Here is a 19,547-nt window from a genome sequence, read left to right as displayed (position 1 = left end):
GCGCAGCAGTTTTTCTTATCTGAGTAATTGAACAATCAGCCCACAAAAAATATAGGGAATAAAGGCTACTTCTTGCTGCTTGTCGCGCTCTTTATACTCGCCGCAAAAAATTAATAAAAAAAGCAACGCGGCACCTAAAAATGTTAGGTTAGCAAATTCAGGTTGAAAATAGAAAGCGAGAATCAGGTAGATTAATAGGTCGCCCAAGCCCATTTTTTGTTTGCTTACCTGGTAGACAAGTAAAATTAAGATAGGAAGTAATTCGATATAGTCGTAAGCTGTAAACTTAGGCACAGTCTGCCAAGCTTTGACGATTGTCAAAATTGCTGCCGGATAAAGCATCACCAGGTGAAATTCCATCTGGTTGTAATCGCTAATTGCAGCCAGCAGCAGTGAAAAAATAACAATGGCAGTAGCGATTCCGTTCAGCGTATAAAGATTAACTTTCATAAAGGCAAAGCCGCCAATAACCTCAATTATCACAAGTTCAACCGGAATCTGGGCATGGCAATAACGGCAGTGCCCCCTAAGCAAAAAATATGAAAATATTGGAATCTCATCAAGCAGGCTAAGCTCAAAGCCGCAATTAGTGCATTTTGAGCGCTTGAAGATAAAATCCTCTTTGCCAAAGCGGTTAGCAACAACTGCGGCATGGGATGCAAGACAGGTGCCGATTGCAAAATTAGTCAGATATAATATTAAGTTCATTTCATTTACCTCTGCATAAAGAGATACGAAAAAAGCCGGCGTTCTTTTTAAAAACATTTGCTTTATTTGCAAAAACGAGTAAAATAGTTTCTGTGTGTTTTGAAGATAAGTCTGGGATAAAAAAGAAACTCCTGGATGTGTGAACAAAATATAAAATTTTAGGAGGAAAAAATTAATGCCAACCATTAACCAATTGGTAAGAAAAGGCCGTCACACAAAGACGACCAAGTCAAAGTCACCAGCTTTAAGCTATGGCTACAACAGTATGAAGAAGGAACTGGTATTTAATCCAGCACCGCAGATGCGCGGGGTTGCTACTCGTGTCGGTACGATGACACCAAAGAAGCCAAACTCAGCTTTGCGTAAGTATGCCCGTGTTCGTCTGTCCAACTTAATCGAAGTTACCGCTTATATTCCTGGCGAAGGCCATAACTTGCAGGAGCACTCGGTTGTTTTGATCCGTGGTGGCCGTGTAAAGGACCTTCCTGGTGTACGTTACCATATTATCCGTGGTGCCCTTGATACTGCCGGTGTTGATGGCAGAAAACAGGGTCGTTCCAAGTACGGTGCTAAGAAAGATTAAGGAGGAGTTAAATAATGCCTAGAAAAGGACATGTAGCTAAAAGAGACGTTTTAGCAGATCCAGTTTATAACTCAAAACTTGTTACTAAGTTAATCAACCACTTAATGGTTGACGGTAAAAGAGCTAAGGCATCTTCAATCCTTTATGATGCTTTTAACATCGTTAAAGACAAGACCGGCAAGGAGCCACTTGATGTTTTTGAAGAAGCTATGAACAATATTATGCCAGTTTTGGAAGTTAGAGCCCGCCGGATCGGTGGTTCCAACTACCAAATCCCCGTTGAAGTTCGTCCCGAAAGAAGAACTACTTTAGGCTTGAGATGGCTTGTTTCCTATGCCCGTCTGCGTAATGAGCATACAATGGATGAGCGTTTAGCTAATGAAATCATTGATGCTTCAAATAACACCGGTTCAGCAGTTAAGAAGCGTGAAGATGTTCACCGGATGGCAGAAGCAAACCGTGCCTTTGCACATTATCGTTTCTAATTTAGTTTTTAAGGAGATAAGAATCTATGGCTAATAAGCGTGAATTTCCATTAGAAAAAACACGTAATATTGGTATCATGGCCCACATTGATGCGGGTAAGACTACCACTACTGAGCGTATCCTTTACTACACCGGTAAGATCCATAAAATTGGTGAAACCCATGAAGGTGACAGCCAGATGGACTGGATGGACGAGGAAAAGGAACGTGGGATTACGATCACTTCCGCTGCCACGACTGCGCAATGGAAAGATCACAGAATCAACATTATTGATACCCCGGGACACGTTGACTTCACGATTGAGGTTGAGCGTTCACTCCGGGTACTTGACGGTGCTGTGACCGTTCTTGATGCTCAGGCCGGGGTTGAGCCGCAAACTGAAAATGTTTGGCGTCAGGCCGAGACCTACGGTGTTCCGCGGATTGTTTTTGTTAATAAAATGGATAAAATCGGGGCCGACTTTGATAACTCCGTTAAATCTTTGCATGAACGCTTGAATGCAAATGCCTTGGCTGTTCAAATGCCGATTGGCGCTGCTGAGACTTTTGAAGGTGTTATTGACCTGATTAACATGGTTGCTGACGTTTATGATGAAGATCAGCTTGGTTCTAAGTGGGAAACGATTCCGGTTCCCGATGAATACAAGGAAGAAGCGCAAAAGCGCCGCGATGCTTTAATTGAGCAAGTAGCTGATGTTGATGACGGCATTATGGAAAAGTACTTGGATGGTGCAGAAATTTCAATTGACGAGTTAAAGGCAGCAATCCGTAAAGCAACTTTGGATCTGAAATTGTTCCCAGTATTTGCTGGTTCTGCATTTAAGAACAAGGGTGTCCAGATGATGCTTGACGGTGTGGTTGACTATTTGCCGTCACCATTAGATGTTAAGCCTTATATTGCTCATGATCCTAAGACTGGTGAAGAAGTTGAATTAGTTGCTGGGGATGACAAGCCGTTTTCAGCTTTGGCATTCAAGATTGCGACTGACCCGTTTGTTGGCCGTTTAACCTATATCCGGGTTTATACCGGTTCATTGGAATCAGGTTCGTATGTATTGAACGCTTCAAAGAACGGTCGTGAGCGTGTTGGTCGTTTGCTGCAAATGCACGCCAACTCACGTAAGGAAATCCCGGAAGTATTTTCAGGTGATATTGCCGGTGCCATTGGTTTGAAGAATACGACCACTGGTGATTCATTGACTGATCCGGATCACCCGCTTATTTTGGAAAGTTTGGAAGTTCCTGATCCGGTTATTCAGGTTTCTATTGAGCCAAAATCAAAGGCTGACCGTGATAAGCTGGATGTTGCCCTGCAGAAGCTGACCGAGGAAGACCCGACCTTTAGAGCTGAAACTAATGCCGAAACCGGCCAAACTTTGATTGCCGGAATGGGTGAATTGCACCTGCAAATCATGGTTGAGCGGATGAAGCGTGAATTCCACGTTGAAGCAACAATCGGTGAACCACAAGTTGCTTACCGTGAAACCTTTACTAAGGAAGCTAAGGCTCAAGGTAAGTTTGTCCGTCAGTCAGGTGGTAAAGGCCAATACGGTGACGTTTGGATTGACTTTACACCAAATGAACGGGGCAAAGGCTACGAATTTGAAGATGCCATCGTCGGCGGGGTTGTTCCGCGTGAATTTATCCCATCAGTTGATGCTGGTTTGCAGGAATCAATGAAGAATGGTATTTTAGCCGGCTACCCGTTGATCGATGTTAAGGCTAAACTTTATGATGGTAGTTATCACGAAGTCGACTCATCTGAAGCAGCCTTTAAGGTTGCTGCCTCACTCGCTTTGAGAAACGCTTCATCTAAGGCTGGTGCCGTTATTTTGGAGCCGATCATGAAGGTTCAAGTAATTACTCCTGAAGAGTACTTGGGTGACGTTATGGGTTCAATCACCGCTCGCCGTGGTACGATGGGTGATATGCAGGATCGTTCCGGTGCCAAGGTGCTGAATGCCATGGTTCCGTTAGCTGAAATGTTTGGCTATGCAACTACTTTGCGTTCGTCAACCCAGGGTCGTGGGACATTCACGATGGTCTTTGACCACTACTCGGCAACACCGAAATCAATTCAAGAAGAAATTATTAAGAAACGCGGCGGAAATGCGAACTAATTTTTGCTGCTAATATAAAAATTTAAAACTTTTCAAGTTTTTGCGCTATTGGTAAATCCAGTAGCGCTTTTTTTGCTTACTTTTAATATATATTACTTTTAAAAACCATAATCTACCATTTTTGACTCGAGTATGAATCATTTTCAAGCAAAATTGCTCCAAAATATCCTCTAAAATAACATAACTTTTATAAAATCAAGTGCTACAAATACTGCCAAACTGCCATTTATAGTCTATAGTTAAAATTGCTTTTATCTTGCAAACAAAAATCACCAAAAACCTGCAGGTTCTTCGTACTAAATAGTAACAGTTAATCTAACAGTAACGGTGGAAAAGATATTTTCACTGTTATTTTTATTAAAAGTTAATTTTTTACGCGGCTTTTTTTACTGCCTAAACTGTTATTGCTTTTTACTGAGTTATTCTATACTTTACTAAGTATTTGATTATAATTTGAAACCTTTTAATTATTTAGTTATGAAGAAATATTGTAATTATTTTTTGTTTTAAAATTGTTTGCTGTCTCATCGTACAATCATTGTCTGTCTGCTTCTTTTCGGTTGATATATAAGTGTTACCTGTAAGTAGAATATGTTTTAAAATGCTTTTCAAATAAAAGCCATTGTTATTAATTTTTTTCTAATTGTTATTAAAAATAACGTTTACAAAAATTGCATTTTGTTTTATCATTAACTATATATATAATTATATTTGAAGACAGATAATCAGGAGGTCAAATGTTGAGTAGGAATAACTTTACTGAGCGGTCTAAAAAAATTGGATCGCAGAATAAGCAAGAAAATTTTTCAATTCGCAAGCTAACAGTTGGGGCAGCTTCTGTCCTGATTGGTCTTGGTTTTGTTAATGCTAATAATCAAGTAGTTAAAGCTGATGCCCAAAAGCCGCAAGGCGAGACCAACGTGCAAACTAATAATCAGGGGCAGACAGCATCTAGTTCGGCAGACCAGCAACAAGCTGATACAGCTACCACTGCAGGTACTAATGCTTCTATTAATGATAATACGCAGACAGGAAAACATAACCAAGCAGAGGCCAGTGACCAACCAAAGGTCAAACTAACGACTTTTGCCGGCTTAACTTCATTTTTGCGTGACGCAACAGTACCTGAAACACCTAAGACAAGTGAAGAAGTACCAGCTTCTGCGCCGTCTAGTTCGGCTGAGCAGCAGCCAGAGGATACAGCTGATCAAAACAAGAAAGTTGAAGCAGAACAGAAATTAAATGCGGCAGCAACTAGTTTGAATACTGCATTGGATCAAGCTAAGACAATCAGTAACTCGGACAAGTATAAGCAGGAAACCTTGGAAAAGCAGGAAGCACTGCAAACGACGATCGCTCAGGCACAGACAGTGGCTAATAAATACCATGATTTGGGCAGTTCACCATTGTCGGAAGATGATCAGACCAAGCTGCTTGCTGATATTACTGCGGCCTCAGATAAGTTGACGACACTGCTGGCAGAATACACTACAAAAAAAGAGCAAGTAGGCCCTCAAGATGGGATTTCACTGCGTTCTAATTCGGGAACCGATGGCAGCGATTCATGGGAATTTAATAGTAGCACAGGTACCTTAACCTATAGAGCTGTTGGTGACGGCAAACTTTCTGGTTACAATTATAATTATTATGATGATGGCAGTATTAGTAACATTATGTCCCGTGCCGGAATTTCTGCTTATAGTGTTAAGAAAATTGTTTTTGGTAATGATATTAAGTTGGCTGCAAATAGTTCGCGTAAATTTGCAGATTTGCCTAATTTGACAGCAATTGAAGGGCTTAATAATTTAGATACCAGTGCAGTAACAGACATGTCCTATATGTTTTGTAATGATAGCAGTTTGACGAGTCTAGATTTGCCTAATTGGAATACCGGTAACGTGACTAATATGTCCTATATGTTTTGTAGTGTTAGGAATTTGACTAGTTTGAATTTGTCTAGCTGGAATACTGGCAGCGTGTATAACATGTCCCATATGTTTGATGGCAACGGCAATAGCCATTTGGCCACTATAACTCTTGGTAACGGCTGGCACACAGCTGTTACAGTTGACGCAGGTGGCAACCCAATTGGAACAGACATGTCTTATATGTTTGCTAATCTCTATGGACAGTCGGGGCAATATACTGGACTGCAAACTTTAAATCTTACTGGATTAGATACCAGCAATGCGGGCAATATGGCTGATATGTTTTATAATGATCGAGAATTAACAAGCATTACATTTGGCAGTTGGAACACCAGCAAGGTAACGAATATGAGCCAAATGTTTTATAATGATCAAAAATTGAAAACCGCGGATTTGAATATTGCTGCTTCAGGCAACTACTGGAATACCGGCAGCGTAACGAACATGAGCCAAATGTTTTCTTACACAGGCTTGACTGATACTTTGGATCTAAGCAATTGGAATGTCGGCAACGTAGAAGATATGAGCCAAATGTTTTCTTACAGCTCTAATTTGCGCGGTATAACTTTTACGAACTGGAATACCGGCAAAGTAAAAAATATGAGTAATATGTTTCAAACTACACGCTTAACCAGCTTGAATGTTAGTAATTTTGATACTCATAGTGTAACGGATATGAGTTACATGTTTAATAATATTGGATCCAGTATTACTACTTTAACATTGGCTAAATCAGTTAATAGTTGGGATACCAGTAAAGTGGTAAATATGAACAATATGTTTTCTAGTACATATTTTTCCGTTATCGGTTCTGGCGGTCTAAATTTAGATAGTTGGGATACCAGCAGTGTAACTGACATGTCAGGTATGTTTCAGTCTATGTACAACTTAACTAGTGTGGATTTGGATAAATGGAATATCAGCAAAGTAACTACCATGAACAGTATGTTTAAAAGTGACGGCAGTTTGAAATCGATAGACTTGCATCATAATGGAAATAACTGGGCCATTGGCAGTGATAGTAGTGTGACTAGTATTGATATGGGACAGATGTTTCGTGACTGTTCCAGTTTAAAGACGGATTCTAGTACTAAAGCATTAAACTTAGATGGTTGGGATACTAGTAAAGTAACGAATATGAGCCGAATGTTTCAGAATTGTTCAAGACTAACGTCTTCAGATGACATAATGAATATATCTAATTGGGACACAAGTAATGTAGTCAATATGAGAAAAATGTTTCGTGACTGTACAAATTTAAAAACTTTATCTATCAATAATTGGAATACAAGCAATGTACAGAACATGGCTGAGATGTTTTATAATGATACGCAGTTAGGCAATGATGGCACCAATACTTTGAACATTGACAAATGGAATACCAGTAGTGTCAGAGGAGCTAATACTTACGATCTTGACGATCCTTGGGATGATTATGACTATAATAATGGAATGCAGTACATGTTTTATAAGTGTACCAGCTTAAAGAAATTAGACTTGCATGCTTATACAGATAGCGCAGGTTCCCATTGGGATGTCAGTGGAACAATTGGTGGCAATAACGCCATGGACTATATGTTTGCGGGTTGTAGCAACTTAGAAGATTTAGACATTCATTCATGGGATACTACCAATGTGGTAAGAATGAGTTATATGTTTTCTGGTTGTACAAAATTGAATTCAACAACGATTCATGATGGTTCAGCACCGGGATCGCCAACTAAATTCACTTTAGATGCTTCTGGATCTTATTGGCATACTGGTAATGTAACCACAATGCGGGGGATGTTTGTAAATTGCAGTGCTCTGAATAATTTCACCTTTAAGAACTGGAATACCGAGAGTGTTAGAGACATGAGCATTATGTTCGAGAATTGCACGAGCTTAACTGGAGATTCAGTCGCTAAGAGCGGGATTGCGACTTTTAATACTTCTGCGGTTACTACAATGGCTTCTATGTTTCAGAATTGTACTAGCTTAGTTAGCCTAGATTTACATGCATATTCTGATGGTTCTGGTAAGCATTGGGATGTCAGTGGAACAATTGGCGGTAGCAACACAATGGGCTGGATGTTTGCCGGCTGCACTAATTTGGAAGATTTGGACATTCATTCATGGGATACCATGAATGTAAAAGATATGAGTTATATGTTTTATAACTGCACTAAGTTAAATTCGACAACGATTCATAATGGAGCACCAAATGGGTTGCCACCGACATGGCCGACTACAACTCCGACTGCCTTTACTTTGAATTCTTCAGGATCTTATTGGAATACTGGTAAAGTAACCACAATGCAGGGAATGTTTCTGAATTGTACTGATTTGAATGATATTGATTTTAAGGGCGGCTGGATTAACAGTAACTTGGATGATATGAGTTACATGTTTAATAAATGCACGAGCTTGACTGGGAAATCGGTAGATGCTAACGGAATTGCCGACTTTAAGACTTCTAAGGTATCAACTATGGCGCACATGTTCGACGGTGATAGTTCAATAAAGGACCTGGTCTTAAAATATGACACCGGTAACTTGCTTTATATGTCATATATGTTTGCCAATATGTATGATTCAACTACACCAGAAAAGGGCTTAAAGTACATAGATATTACCAAGATGAATACCAGTACGGTAACTGATATGTCCTACCTGTTTCATAATGACGAATTATTAAATAACTTAAATGTTGACACTTTTAATACGGATTTTGCTGAAAACATGTCTTACATGTTTAATAATTGTCGCAGCTTAACACAAGCAGGCTCTGATGATGTACTTGATGATATTGATCCAGATACACATTCCGAATATCGCCCTAGCTATTATCCGAAACACGAGTTTAATGTTAGCAACTGGATCACACGCTTTGTTAGCAACATGGATCACATGTTTGCTGGTGATAAAAGTTTAGATATTTTAAACCTTAAACGCCAGCCTAATTATAAGAATCAGGAAGCCTGGAATACTAGTAATGTTGCTAATATGACGAGCATGTTTGATGGCGATATCGTTTTGACAAGCATTGGTGACGTCAGTGGTTGGGACACTACTAGTGTGCAGTATATGACTTCCATGTTTAATAACGATAAGAAATTAGTTGGTGAAGGCAACAAACTAGATTTAAGCGGCTGGGATACCCGTAGCGCTTTGGACATGAACAACATGTTTAACAGCAATGAAGCTTTAACTACTTTAAAGCTTGGTCCTCATTGGGATACAGATAATGTCGGCAGTACCTCTACATCTTATGGCATGAAATCCATGTTCAACGATAACAAAAATTTGACAACGATTGATAATAATGGTGCGCCTTGGGGTACTGCTAATATTACAGATATGTCCAATATGTTTAACGGTGATGCCAAAGTTACCAACTTGGATTTTGTTGATAGCTTTGACACAAGTAATGTCACTAATATGACCAATATGTTTAATGGAAATAGTAGTTTGACGGGGTTGGATTTGCATACTTGGAATACCGGCAATGTTACTAGTATGCAAAGCATGTTCAATGGTGATGAAGCTCTGACTACCTTGACTTTAGGTTCTGCTTGGGACACTAGAAAAGTTACTGATATGCGAAATATGTTTAACAATACCAAGAAGATTAAGGAGCTTGACCTAAGTAGTTTTTACACTGAGAGATTGTATACTTATTATGGAATGGCCAACGCATTTAATAACATGGGTGCCGATTCCAGTGTAAAAACTTTTATCTTGCATTTAGGGAAATTCAGAATCCCCAACGATGCTTGGGGCAACTTTAAGTGGAAGAATATGCAAGCTATGGGTGACAGCCATGATTATAACGAACCTGCAGGCCATGTCTATAAATTAGATAAATTCAAAGATGCATATAATCAGGCTTATCTTGAATATGCTCCAGCTAAAGAAACTTATGTTCTGCGACTTCATGGTGATGATAATTTACGTTATAAGGTTAAGCCGACAAGGAATTCGGGTGTAGAAGCTGATGGTAACATATTTATAATTAAGGCACACACAGGGCAGACCCAAGCAGTAACTGCGCAATATCCTGCAGCTGATATTCTTTCATTTTCAGATAGCGATGACTCCGACGCTGAAAAATCTTATGATGATTTATTAAATCATACAGCTGATGATATTATTCCTACTAATAAAGTAATTCAGTCTGCAAATTGGATGCTTTCTTCAGATAAGAATTGGTCGGTGGATTCCGAGGGCAATGTTTTGTCTAAGGGCGGTGTCCTTGACAATGACGGTAAATTGATTGATGGTGCAACCAATACTCCACAGGGTAATCAAGGTAATGCGGTAATCCATATTAAATATGGGGACAATACCGAAACTTATGTACCAGTTAAGGTACAATTGCCGAAGTTTGTAGCTGGTGATATGCAGGAAGTCACGTCTGTGAGAACATTGCCAGTCGAAGCTCAAGCGCGGGCTGCAGTTAAAACTAGTATTTCTAACAGTGGATTATCAACTTGGGGTAAATCGCATTTAACTTATTCCTGGGTTAAGAGTAAAGATGATCTTAGGCCCTTACAAGAGAGTGATGTGAATGTAATTGGCGATCTCAATGTAGCTGTTAAGATTACTTATACCACTAATGGCAGTCCTGATGGTTCTGAGGTCATACCGGTTATCTTGCTGGTACGGCAATATTCTGATGAATTTCCGATCTCAATTACTCGAGATGGTACTGTTCCTGCAAGCATAACGACACACGCAATTGGCAGCACACTCAAAGTTCCCACACCGAAAGCTTTCTCTAAGGATAATATGTCAGACATGACAAACCTAATCACGGTTAATGACGCTGCATCAGGCAATACCAATATCACTTCTCCGGAAGGCGTTAATGTTGATAGAATCATTGATCACCTAGATTGGGCAAGTGGGGGTGCTCCTACATTTATTGATAACGGTGCTCCTCTAGCTAATACCTGCCAGATAGTTGCTCACTATACAGACCATTCATATGGGGTAGGAACTGGGGTAAAAGTACACGTATTCGGCGGGATACTTCAAAGCGGTTATAGTGCTTCGGGGATCACTTTAATAGCTGGCGGCTCCTTGCCTCCAGCAGCAAGTACAACGGATCCAGCAAGTGCATTAACTGCAACAAGTGTTACAGCTATTAATAATCAATTTGGTAATAATGTTACGTATAGCTGGTCAACTTCACCTGATGGGGTAGTCGCTCCTACTAGTGATACTACCGGTAAAGGCGGCATTAAGAGTATTTACGTCATTATTGATTATGGTGATGGAACCACACAGGCGGTACCCGTAACTCTAAATGTTAAGGATATGTCAACTGAGTATCCTGATGTTGGCTATATCGGTGGCACCAAGTCGATTCATGCGGTAGATGATAGTACAGACGCACCAACTTTAAACTTTGCTGCCATGATAGGTGATCTTAGATATAATTCGACCACTTCACCGACTGCCTTTCCAGCTGGCAAGATTGCTGCACTTGAATGGGCCAGTGCAACTAATAGTGTTCCTGGCTACACTACTAATAAGATTGGTCCGCAGACTGGTCAAGTGCAGATCAGGTATAGTGATGGTTCAATAAGTAAGCCGCTTGATATTCATTTTAATGTTGAAGGTGCGACAGTCACTAATCATACTAAAACCTATCCGTGCGGTGAAGTTCCTTCTGCAGCAGATTTTCTGGATGGTACTAATGGCACCCAGGCACCGTCTAGCTATGGTGCTAGTTACAAGTGGGTTGATGCGATCAATCACCAGGAACTAGCTGTAAATGATGCTAAAGGCACTGTTGCAGCGGCAATTGAAGTCACTTATCATGATGGGGTTAAAACTACTCACCAATATTTACCAGTAACTTTAGTCCTACAAACAGTAGCTGATCAGCATGCGGGTGAATTTACATCTAATAGCTTAACTACCCATGTTGGTGTTGACCCTAATAACTTTAATGTGCATTCATATGTTACTAATCATGGTTCATTAGCGGAAGGCCAAGGTGCAAATGATTATCAAATCGTTTGGCAAACACAACCGGATACAAGTGCCACTGGATTAAAAGATGATGGTACTAAAGATGTGCATGCAGCAGCACGCATTACTTTTAACAAGGACGGCTCGCAGCTTACCGTGTCTGTTCCGGTAACAATTAATGGTGCGGTTATTAAGAACAGTGATACTGCTAAGACGCTTTATCTGAATGATGCCGCCTTATCTGCCGGCCAACAAACGGATATTGCCAATTATTATGTTAACTCTAGCAAGCTTGGCAGCTATGCCCCGACATACACAGTTAAGTTAAATAATAATAAAGCCGCAATAACGGTTCATTATAATGATGGTATTGCACAGACGCTTCCGGATGTTCCATTTAAGGTCGTTAGGCCGGTTACATTTACCCGACCGGCTGAAACTTACCAAGGCAATTCTATAACTGCACAGCAAGTGCTCGCTAATTACAGCGAACTAGCAAGTATTCCGGGGATGACAATAACTAATGAGCTTTCCGGAATTAATTTCAATCAAACTGGTACCCAAACGGGATACGTTAACCTTAACTATACAGCTGATGACTCTGCGTTTTCTGATTTCAACGGCAGTTTTGCAGTTCCGGTAACAGTCAAGGTCAACGTACGACCGGTAGATAATTCAATGGCTGCTAACTTCCATCCGAATGCTGGCGGCGTTCAGGTACCGCAATATACGGATTTGCCGTCACACAATAATTATGCGGATCAAGCTGTTACTAATGCGAATGAAATGCCGGCCGGCACGAACTACACTTGGGGCACCACCAGCACAGCTGATACTTCTACTAAGGACAAAACGGATAAGACATTTGTCACGGTTAATTATCCAGATGGTTCTGTCGGCTCAATTCCCGTTAAGGTTAACGTGGGTGATCCCCAAGAAAGCGACATTGTCTTGAAACACAACGCTTACCTTTATGATAAGCAGGGCAAGCGGGTCAACGGCCAAACTTTACAGAGCGGGTCAACGGTTAAGACATACGGGACGGCTCTAATCAATAACCGGATGTACTACATTATTGAGGCTGACAAGTATTATATTAAAGCCGGCAACGTTGTGGGCAAGAAACGTAAGTTGGACTCGACAGCCCATGTTTATGATAAATACGGTCAGCAAACTAATGATCAGGTAATTTATGCGGGAACCGGTGTTACTACGTACGGTACCCCAGTCATGATTAAAGGGCAGAAATACTATTTGATTGATAATAACAAGTACGTGCCTGCTGACAATTTCCCGCCGGCATCTGATACTTGGATTGATCCGACAGTTCATGGAAATAGTGATACTTCAGGCGGCGTCAAGAAGGAAACGATGCATGCTGCTTACTTCTACAATAAAAATGGCAAACGCAAGAGCAAGGCAATTTTGAAGGCTGGATCCAGTGTTGTAACTTACGGCAAGACAACGATTAAGCATAAGCAGTATTACGTTTTGGATAACGATGAATTTTTGCTGGCAAGTAATATTGATGCTGTTAAACGTCATATAAAGCATCAGGCTAACGTGATTGATCGTTACGGTAAGGCAACGGGTAAAAAGCTGCATAAGGGCAGCAAGGTTTCTGTTTACGGCAAAGCTGTCAAGATTAATGGTGTCAGCTGCTACGTTATTGGCGATAACCAATACGTTAAAGCCAGCAAGCTGAAATAAGATAGGATTTGGAGGAACGCATCGTGTTAAGCAAAAATAATAGTAATGAACGGAAAAGAAAAAGCGAACTGCAGAATAAGCAGGAACATTTTTCCCTGCGTAAATTGACAATAGGTACGACTTCAGTTCTCTTGGGTTTCAGCTTCATTCAGGCTAATAGCCAAGTGGTTAAGGCGGACACAATTAAAGGGACAGATGAAACAAATGTAACGGCTAATAAAGCAGATGAAGCAGCCGCCAAGCAGAAGGAGGCTGTACCTGCTAAATCTAAGCAGGCCAATCTGGCCACATATGCCGGTTTAACATCCTTTTTAAGGGGTGAACTGGAAGTACCGCAGGAATCACAGGGCAGTACCAGCAGCGCTGCTGCATCTTCTGCGGCATCATCAGCTGCAGCTGTACCAGCTTCGACTGCAGCAAGCACAGGCAGTGCTGCAACTTCTGCGGCATCATCAGCTGCAGCTGCACCTGCTTCGACTGCGACAAGCACTGGCATGGGCAGTGCGGCAATAGATTCTGCGGCGTCAGTTGATTCGACACCTGATGCTGCTGGCGCAGAGAGGTTACCAGAACCGGAGCCGGTTACAGTTGGCCCTCAGGCAGATGACGCTATTAAATATTCTTATGGATATGATGGGAATTGTACTTGGAAATATGATACCCGCTCTAAAACGATAACTTTTACAGCAATGGCAGACAATAGTCATGTTACTAGCTTAGCAGCTGGTATGCTTAATTCAGGAAATATTTTAACTGCAGTTCAGACTATTAGTCCATATGATCCGACGAATCCAGCGAATGCTTCAACTAAGTTTAGTATTCTTGTGAATGAAGTTAAGGTGATCAATTTTGATAAATCTAATGGGCAAATTAAACTGCCTGCAAGTTGTTATCAGCTGTTCTCTGACTTGAGAGCTCTTAAGGAAATCGATGGTTTAGATGAGGTGGATACCAGTGCTGTCACTGATATGCGCTATATGTTTTATAATGACTATAGCTTGTTGAAACTGAAACTAGATAACTGGGACATGACCAACGTTAGGTATATAGATTGCATGTTTTATAATGATCCCGCGTTAAAAACTCTGACAATGGCTAATAGTACCAATAGCAAAGCTTCAGCTGATCGCAATTGTCTAAGTTTAGATTACAACGTATTTGGTGGTGATAGCGCATTAACCAAATTAGTTTTACCTAGGATTAGGATAAGTAATTTGCCTAATGATGCATTTGGTCCTTTAAAAAATAATCTGAGGACTTTAGATGTTAGTCAGTTGGATACTTATGGTGTAACTAATCTTGGTACTTATTATGACTATGGTTCTAGTGCATTTTCCCACTTTGGAAACTTAACGGAAATTATCGGAATAGACAAGTTGGATGTTAGTCAGGTTACCAATATGGCTGATATGTTTTGCAATGATTCTAAGCTTCAAAAGCTGGATCTATCTGGATGGGATACCCGCAACCTCGGACAAGAAAATTATGATGACTATGCTCCCGGAGATGCAAGTTCAATAGGTTCTGCGTATCGATATTATGGGATGGCCAGCATGTTTGAGGGTGATAGTTCACTTCAGGAAATCATCTTAGGTCCCAACTGGTCTACAGGAAATAATATTGGACATCCTGTTAATCCCATACCTGCAGCTGGTAATTATACGAATGCCAGTTATTCGATGTATCGAATGTTTTATGGCGATACTAAACTAAAAACGATTAGATATGAAGATGCTAGTTCGCATGTATGGGAAATGGGTCACGTTGCACACGCGGAAAGGATGTTTTCTGGAGCCAATAACCTTACGAAGACCTCATTGGCGAATATCGGCGTTAGCAAGTGGGACACCAGCAACCTTAAGAATGCGGAAAGTATGTTTTCCGAAATTGGCAGTCTAACAACAGGATCTGAAGATGCGTTAACGGAGTTGGATTTGCATACCTGGAACACCAGCAACGTAACTAATATGACCAATATGTTTTCTGGTGCTAGCAGTTTGACGAACTTAAATCTAAGTGACTGGGATACCAGTAAAGTAACTGATATGTCTAATATGTTTTCTAACGCCAGTGGTTTAACAACGGTAGAGTTAAGCAATTGGAATACCAGCAGTGTGACTAATATGACCAATATGTTTTATAATGCCAGCAGCTTAACGAACTTGAATTTAAGTAATTGGGATACCAGTCGTGTAACTAATATGTCCAGTATGTTTTATAATGCCAGCAAATTACAGGAGTTGAATTTAGGCAGAAATGGTGAGACTTCTGGGAATCAAGTATTTGTTACAACTAATAGTGTTGCTAATATGAGTAATATGTTTTATGGAACTGGCAGTGCTAATGATCAGGCCCATTCTTTGCACTTGCGCTTAGGTGATTTTCAAATTGCGGATAATGCTTGGAATGGTTTTGACGGCTCAAAGCAATATCCTCTTGATGTACTTGCTTATAATGGTTCTAGCCAAGGCACAATAACTTATCAAAACTTAAAGAATCGTTATAGCTCAAATAGCAGGTCAGACACAGATAATGTCTATGTGGTACTTTTGCATAAAGCCGATAAAGAGCGCTATAAGTTACAGATTACTGGAAATTATCCGACGATAATGGAGCATAAGAACTTACGGGAAGCTATTGGAATCGATACTCTTACAGAATTAAATTCGGTCAAGTTCAATGATACTGAAGATGGCGGAGATTTTTCTATTGACGCTTTAAAGGGAAGGGAAGATTATTTTAAAAATAAAAGTTACTATACTATTGCTTCTGTTGCATGGTCAGACAGTAAAGCAATAGATAGTACAGGTGCAGAGGTAGACGGGGGCGCAATTAGCAAAGAAGGTTTCGTCACACCTGATGCGGCGAATATTGTGCCTGGTCCAAACGCATTAAGAGCTAATGCTGTTATTGAAGTAACCTTTGGCAACGGTGAAGTCTGCCCTATTCCTATTATTGTAAAAATTCCAAAAATAGAAGCGGGAACTCGGCAATATACGCAGCTTAGGACGATTCCAAGTGCGACTAAGGCTAAGCTGGCAGTAAAAATAGATGGTCAGCCAGCTACTAACGGATGGGGTGCCACACCAGAAAACAACAATACAGATAAGTGGACCTTAGACTATAAGTGGGTAAAAAATATTGGCACTACTGTTGCTCCTAACTGGGTACCTTTAGTGGACTCGGACTCAAATGATTTGGACCAGCACAAGACGTATACTAATATTGGGGTTGAAATCACTTATTCACAGCCTAGCGGTAAGCTTGACGGTGTCCAAGATATATCGGTGCCGCTAGAAGTTAAGAATTATAATGATGCATATAAGATAATTTTCAATAGTAGTGGTGCATTGCATTTGCATGAAAAGACGACTGCTAGTGGTAAGCCGATTAGTTTGACTGCAAGTCAAGTTGGCCCAGTTGAATTTGATGATCCTACCACTTGGAGTCAGTTCCTTGATGTTAGACCGAGAGATGGCTTTGCAAGTGCTGCTCCTATAACTGAGGGCTTGTCTGAAATTATTAAGTCGGTTAAATGGAAGACTGAGCCGACACTAAGCAATTTGGGGATTAATTCTGTAACTAATCAACTCGAAATAACTTATCAAGATGGTGCGACTACAGATGTAGGGGATAGCTCGGATCCTGTTAAAGTAAATTATTCTGGCGGGCGACCTTCTGGCAATACGAAGACCATTAGTATTAACCACTCCGATGATTTGGATACAGTTGCTGCTAAAAACGCTATCGACCATAGTAAAGTTGATGACTTTTATAAAGCAAGTTATAGCTGGTCTAAAGATGCGGAGATTACTTCTACTCCGGATGTTAGTCATGTTGGTCACCAAACAGTCTATGTTTTGATTGATTATCATGATGGTAATAAACAGGCTGTTCCTGTAGATTTAAATGTTACAGCCATGAAGGATGACTATACGCCGCATGTCACTGCCGGGAAAGAGATTATTATTCATCGAACGGATCATGGTGATGCATTCGATGCTCAGAACTACCCTCGAATTCCGGTAATTACAGATCCTGCTATGATTGATAATCTGTTGACCTTGAAGGATGGCAGCGATACGCCATTTTTACCTCCTGTCAGTCCGTCTTCTGTAGTAAGTAAGATTGTATGGGATACAAGTAATACTGATATTCCAGCAAGTGATGGTGCGGATGTGCAGAATCATAAGCTGCAAATTGTTTATACTGATGGTTCACATGAACTTACTGAAGAAAAAGCCGCCTTTAAGGTTGAAGGAGTATCCATAAATGCTTCGGCTACCGGTGTTACGCAATCCGGCTCTAATTATAAAGCAGCCTATATTCAGGGAACGGTACCTGCAGCTGAAACTTTGGTAAAGGAGCCGACATCTTTTCACTTTTCACCTACCTATAAATGGGTAAAGAATGACAGTACACATGCCGAACTGCCTCTTTCGGATCTAAACACTGCATCTGGTGAGATTGATGCCGCAATTGAGGTTACCTATTCGGACAGTAGGCACCAATACCTGCCGATTAAATTAACAATTAATACTAGAGCTGGTGTCAGCAGATGTTCACCGATTGACCAAACGGTTCATGTCAATAAGCGTCTTAATTTGAGTGACCTAGTTAGCGTTAAGATGCCAGATGGGGTTACCGATGTTAATACGTCAGAATATCAGCTGTCTTGGGTAGATGGTGCTCCTGATCTCTCAGTTGCCAGCCTTGCTGGTGCTACCGCAAAGCAGATCCAGAAAAAGATAAGAGTTACGTTTAATCGTGGCGAGTCGTTTCAGGACGTTCGCGTTACTATTACGCTAGTTGGTGCGCAGCTGAATCCTTCTGCCGTAGCTAAGAAGGATTATCTAGGCAGTTCGGGCATGAATCTTAGTGAAGATAATGTAAAGGATATTGCTTCTTATTATCTTGATACCAGCACGGTTAATTCTATAGCCACTTATTCGTTGGAGCAGACGGGTGATACCGTTACCCTGACCGTCAAATATAATGATGATAATTGGCAGCAGGTCTTTACTGATATTCCTTTAGAGCTAGTTAGGGGAGAAATCAGTAATAATGCTATTCATGCGGATCAATATACTGTTTTTGGAACTAATGACATCAAGCGGATTCTGCTCAACTACGACAAGGTTGCAAGTACTGGAGCCACAATTGACAAGACAATTACTGGCATTAACTTGGCACAGCCTGATAATACACATCCGCAAATCGGTAATTTCAGAATCTACTATCCTGCAGACCAGCAGGCAGGTTTGCCTGAGGTCACTGAAACCATACCGGTAAAAGTCATGGTTAGTCATATTGACGGCGATGACCCGAAGGCTAAACCTGTAGTTTCAAAGTCAAAAGCAGTTAAGCTGCTCTCAGGCAGCGTTATTGTCCCGCAGCATACCGACCTTGCAGCCCATAATGAATATGCCAAAGGTGCTGTGACCAGTGTTAATGCAATGCCGGATGGTTGTGAATATGTTTGGGACAAAGATCATATTCCGGCAACGGATAAGGAAGGTACATACAGCAGTTTTGTCAACGTTCGCTATCCGAACGGGACATTTGTTTCGGTACCGGTAAAGGTAACGGTGGTTGGGCCTACGCTTAACGAAGCAATCCTGATGCATAATTCGTATATTTATAATCAAGATGCTAACCGGGTTACTAACCGAGTCTTGCAGCAGGGCCTTAAGGTCAAAACCTATGGCACAGCGCTGCTCGAAGGCAAACTCTACTACCATCTGGAAGGCAACCAGTACGTTAAAGCCGGCAATATTGATGGGCAGAAGCGCAAGCTGATTAAGACCAGTTATGTTTATGATAAATCGGGTCAGCGGATTGCGGATAAGACCATTTATGAAGGTACAGAGATAACGACGTACGGCGCACATGTAAAAATAAAGCACGGCAAATATTACGCAATTGGTATCAATGAGTTTATCAAGGCCGATGCAGTGAATAAATTTATTACTGAAAAAAGTTAATAGCGAGTTTGAGTGAAAACTCTGATTTTTAGAAAAGAAACCAATGAAGATGTTTAAATTCTTCACTG

The 19,547-nt window shown here is 40.8% G+C and carries 6 protein-coding genes; 5 read left to right on the top strand and 1 reads right to left on the bottom strand.

All coding sequences use genetic code 11. The features are described 5' to 3' along the window. Window positions 1-15: 15 nt before the first annotated feature. Window positions 16-708 (bottom strand): prepilin peptidase, encoded by a 693-nt coding sequence (locus tag PT285_RS08605; protein ID WP_277149690.1) that lies wholly within the window; start codon window positions 706-708, stop codon window positions 16-18. Between the two features lie 175 nt (window positions 709-883). Here PT285_RS08605 and rpsL point away from each other — a divergent pair, with 175 nt between their 5' ends. The 5 genes from rpsL (at window position 884) to PT285_RS08580 (ending at window position 19,479) form a co-directional block, all read left to right on the top strand. Continuing rightward, a complete protein-coding gene (gene rpsL / locus PT285_RS08600; RefSeq protein ID WP_277149688.1) occupies window positions 884-1,291 on the top strand; it encodes a 30S ribosomal protein S12 in 408 nt (135 codons plus the stop codon). 14 nt (window positions 1,292-1,305) lie between these two features. Further along, entirely contained in the window at window positions 1,306-1,776 is a 471-nt protein-coding gene (gene rpsG / locus PT285_RS08595) for a 30S ribosomal protein S7 (RefSeq protein ID WP_277149686.1), read from the top strand. A gap of 26 nt (window positions 1,777-1,802) precedes the next feature. Further along, window positions 1,803-3,896: an elongation factor G gene (gene fusA / locus PT285_RS08590; protein WP_277149684.1), complete on the top strand. Its 2,094-nt coding sequence runs from the start codon at window positions 1,803-1,805 to the stop codon at window positions 3,894-3,896. Window positions 3,897-4,633: 737 nt separating this feature from the next. Beyond that, window positions 4,634-13,495 carry a BspA family leucine-rich repeat surface protein gene (locus PT285_RS08585; protein WP_277149682.1) on the top strand — a complete coding sequence of 2,954 codons (8,862 nt, stop codon included), beginning with the start codon at window positions 4,634-4,636 and terminating at the stop codon, window positions 13,493-13,495. Window positions 13,496-13,518: 23 nt separating this feature from the next. Beyond that, a complete protein-coding gene (locus PT285_RS08580; protein ID WP_277149679.1) occupies window positions 13,519-19,479 on the top strand; it encodes a BspA family leucine-rich repeat surface protein in 5,961 nt (1,986 codons plus the stop codon). Window positions 19,480-19,547: the final 68 nt, after the last annotated feature.

This window comes from Lactobacillus sp. ESL0791 (genome assembly GCF_029433255.1).
GTDB lineage: Bacteria > Bacillota > Bacilli > Lactobacillales > Lactobacillaceae > Lactobacillus.
The sequence above is the reverse complement of the archived record's forward strand: the minus strand, read 5'-3'. Positions and strand labels throughout refer to the sequence as shown.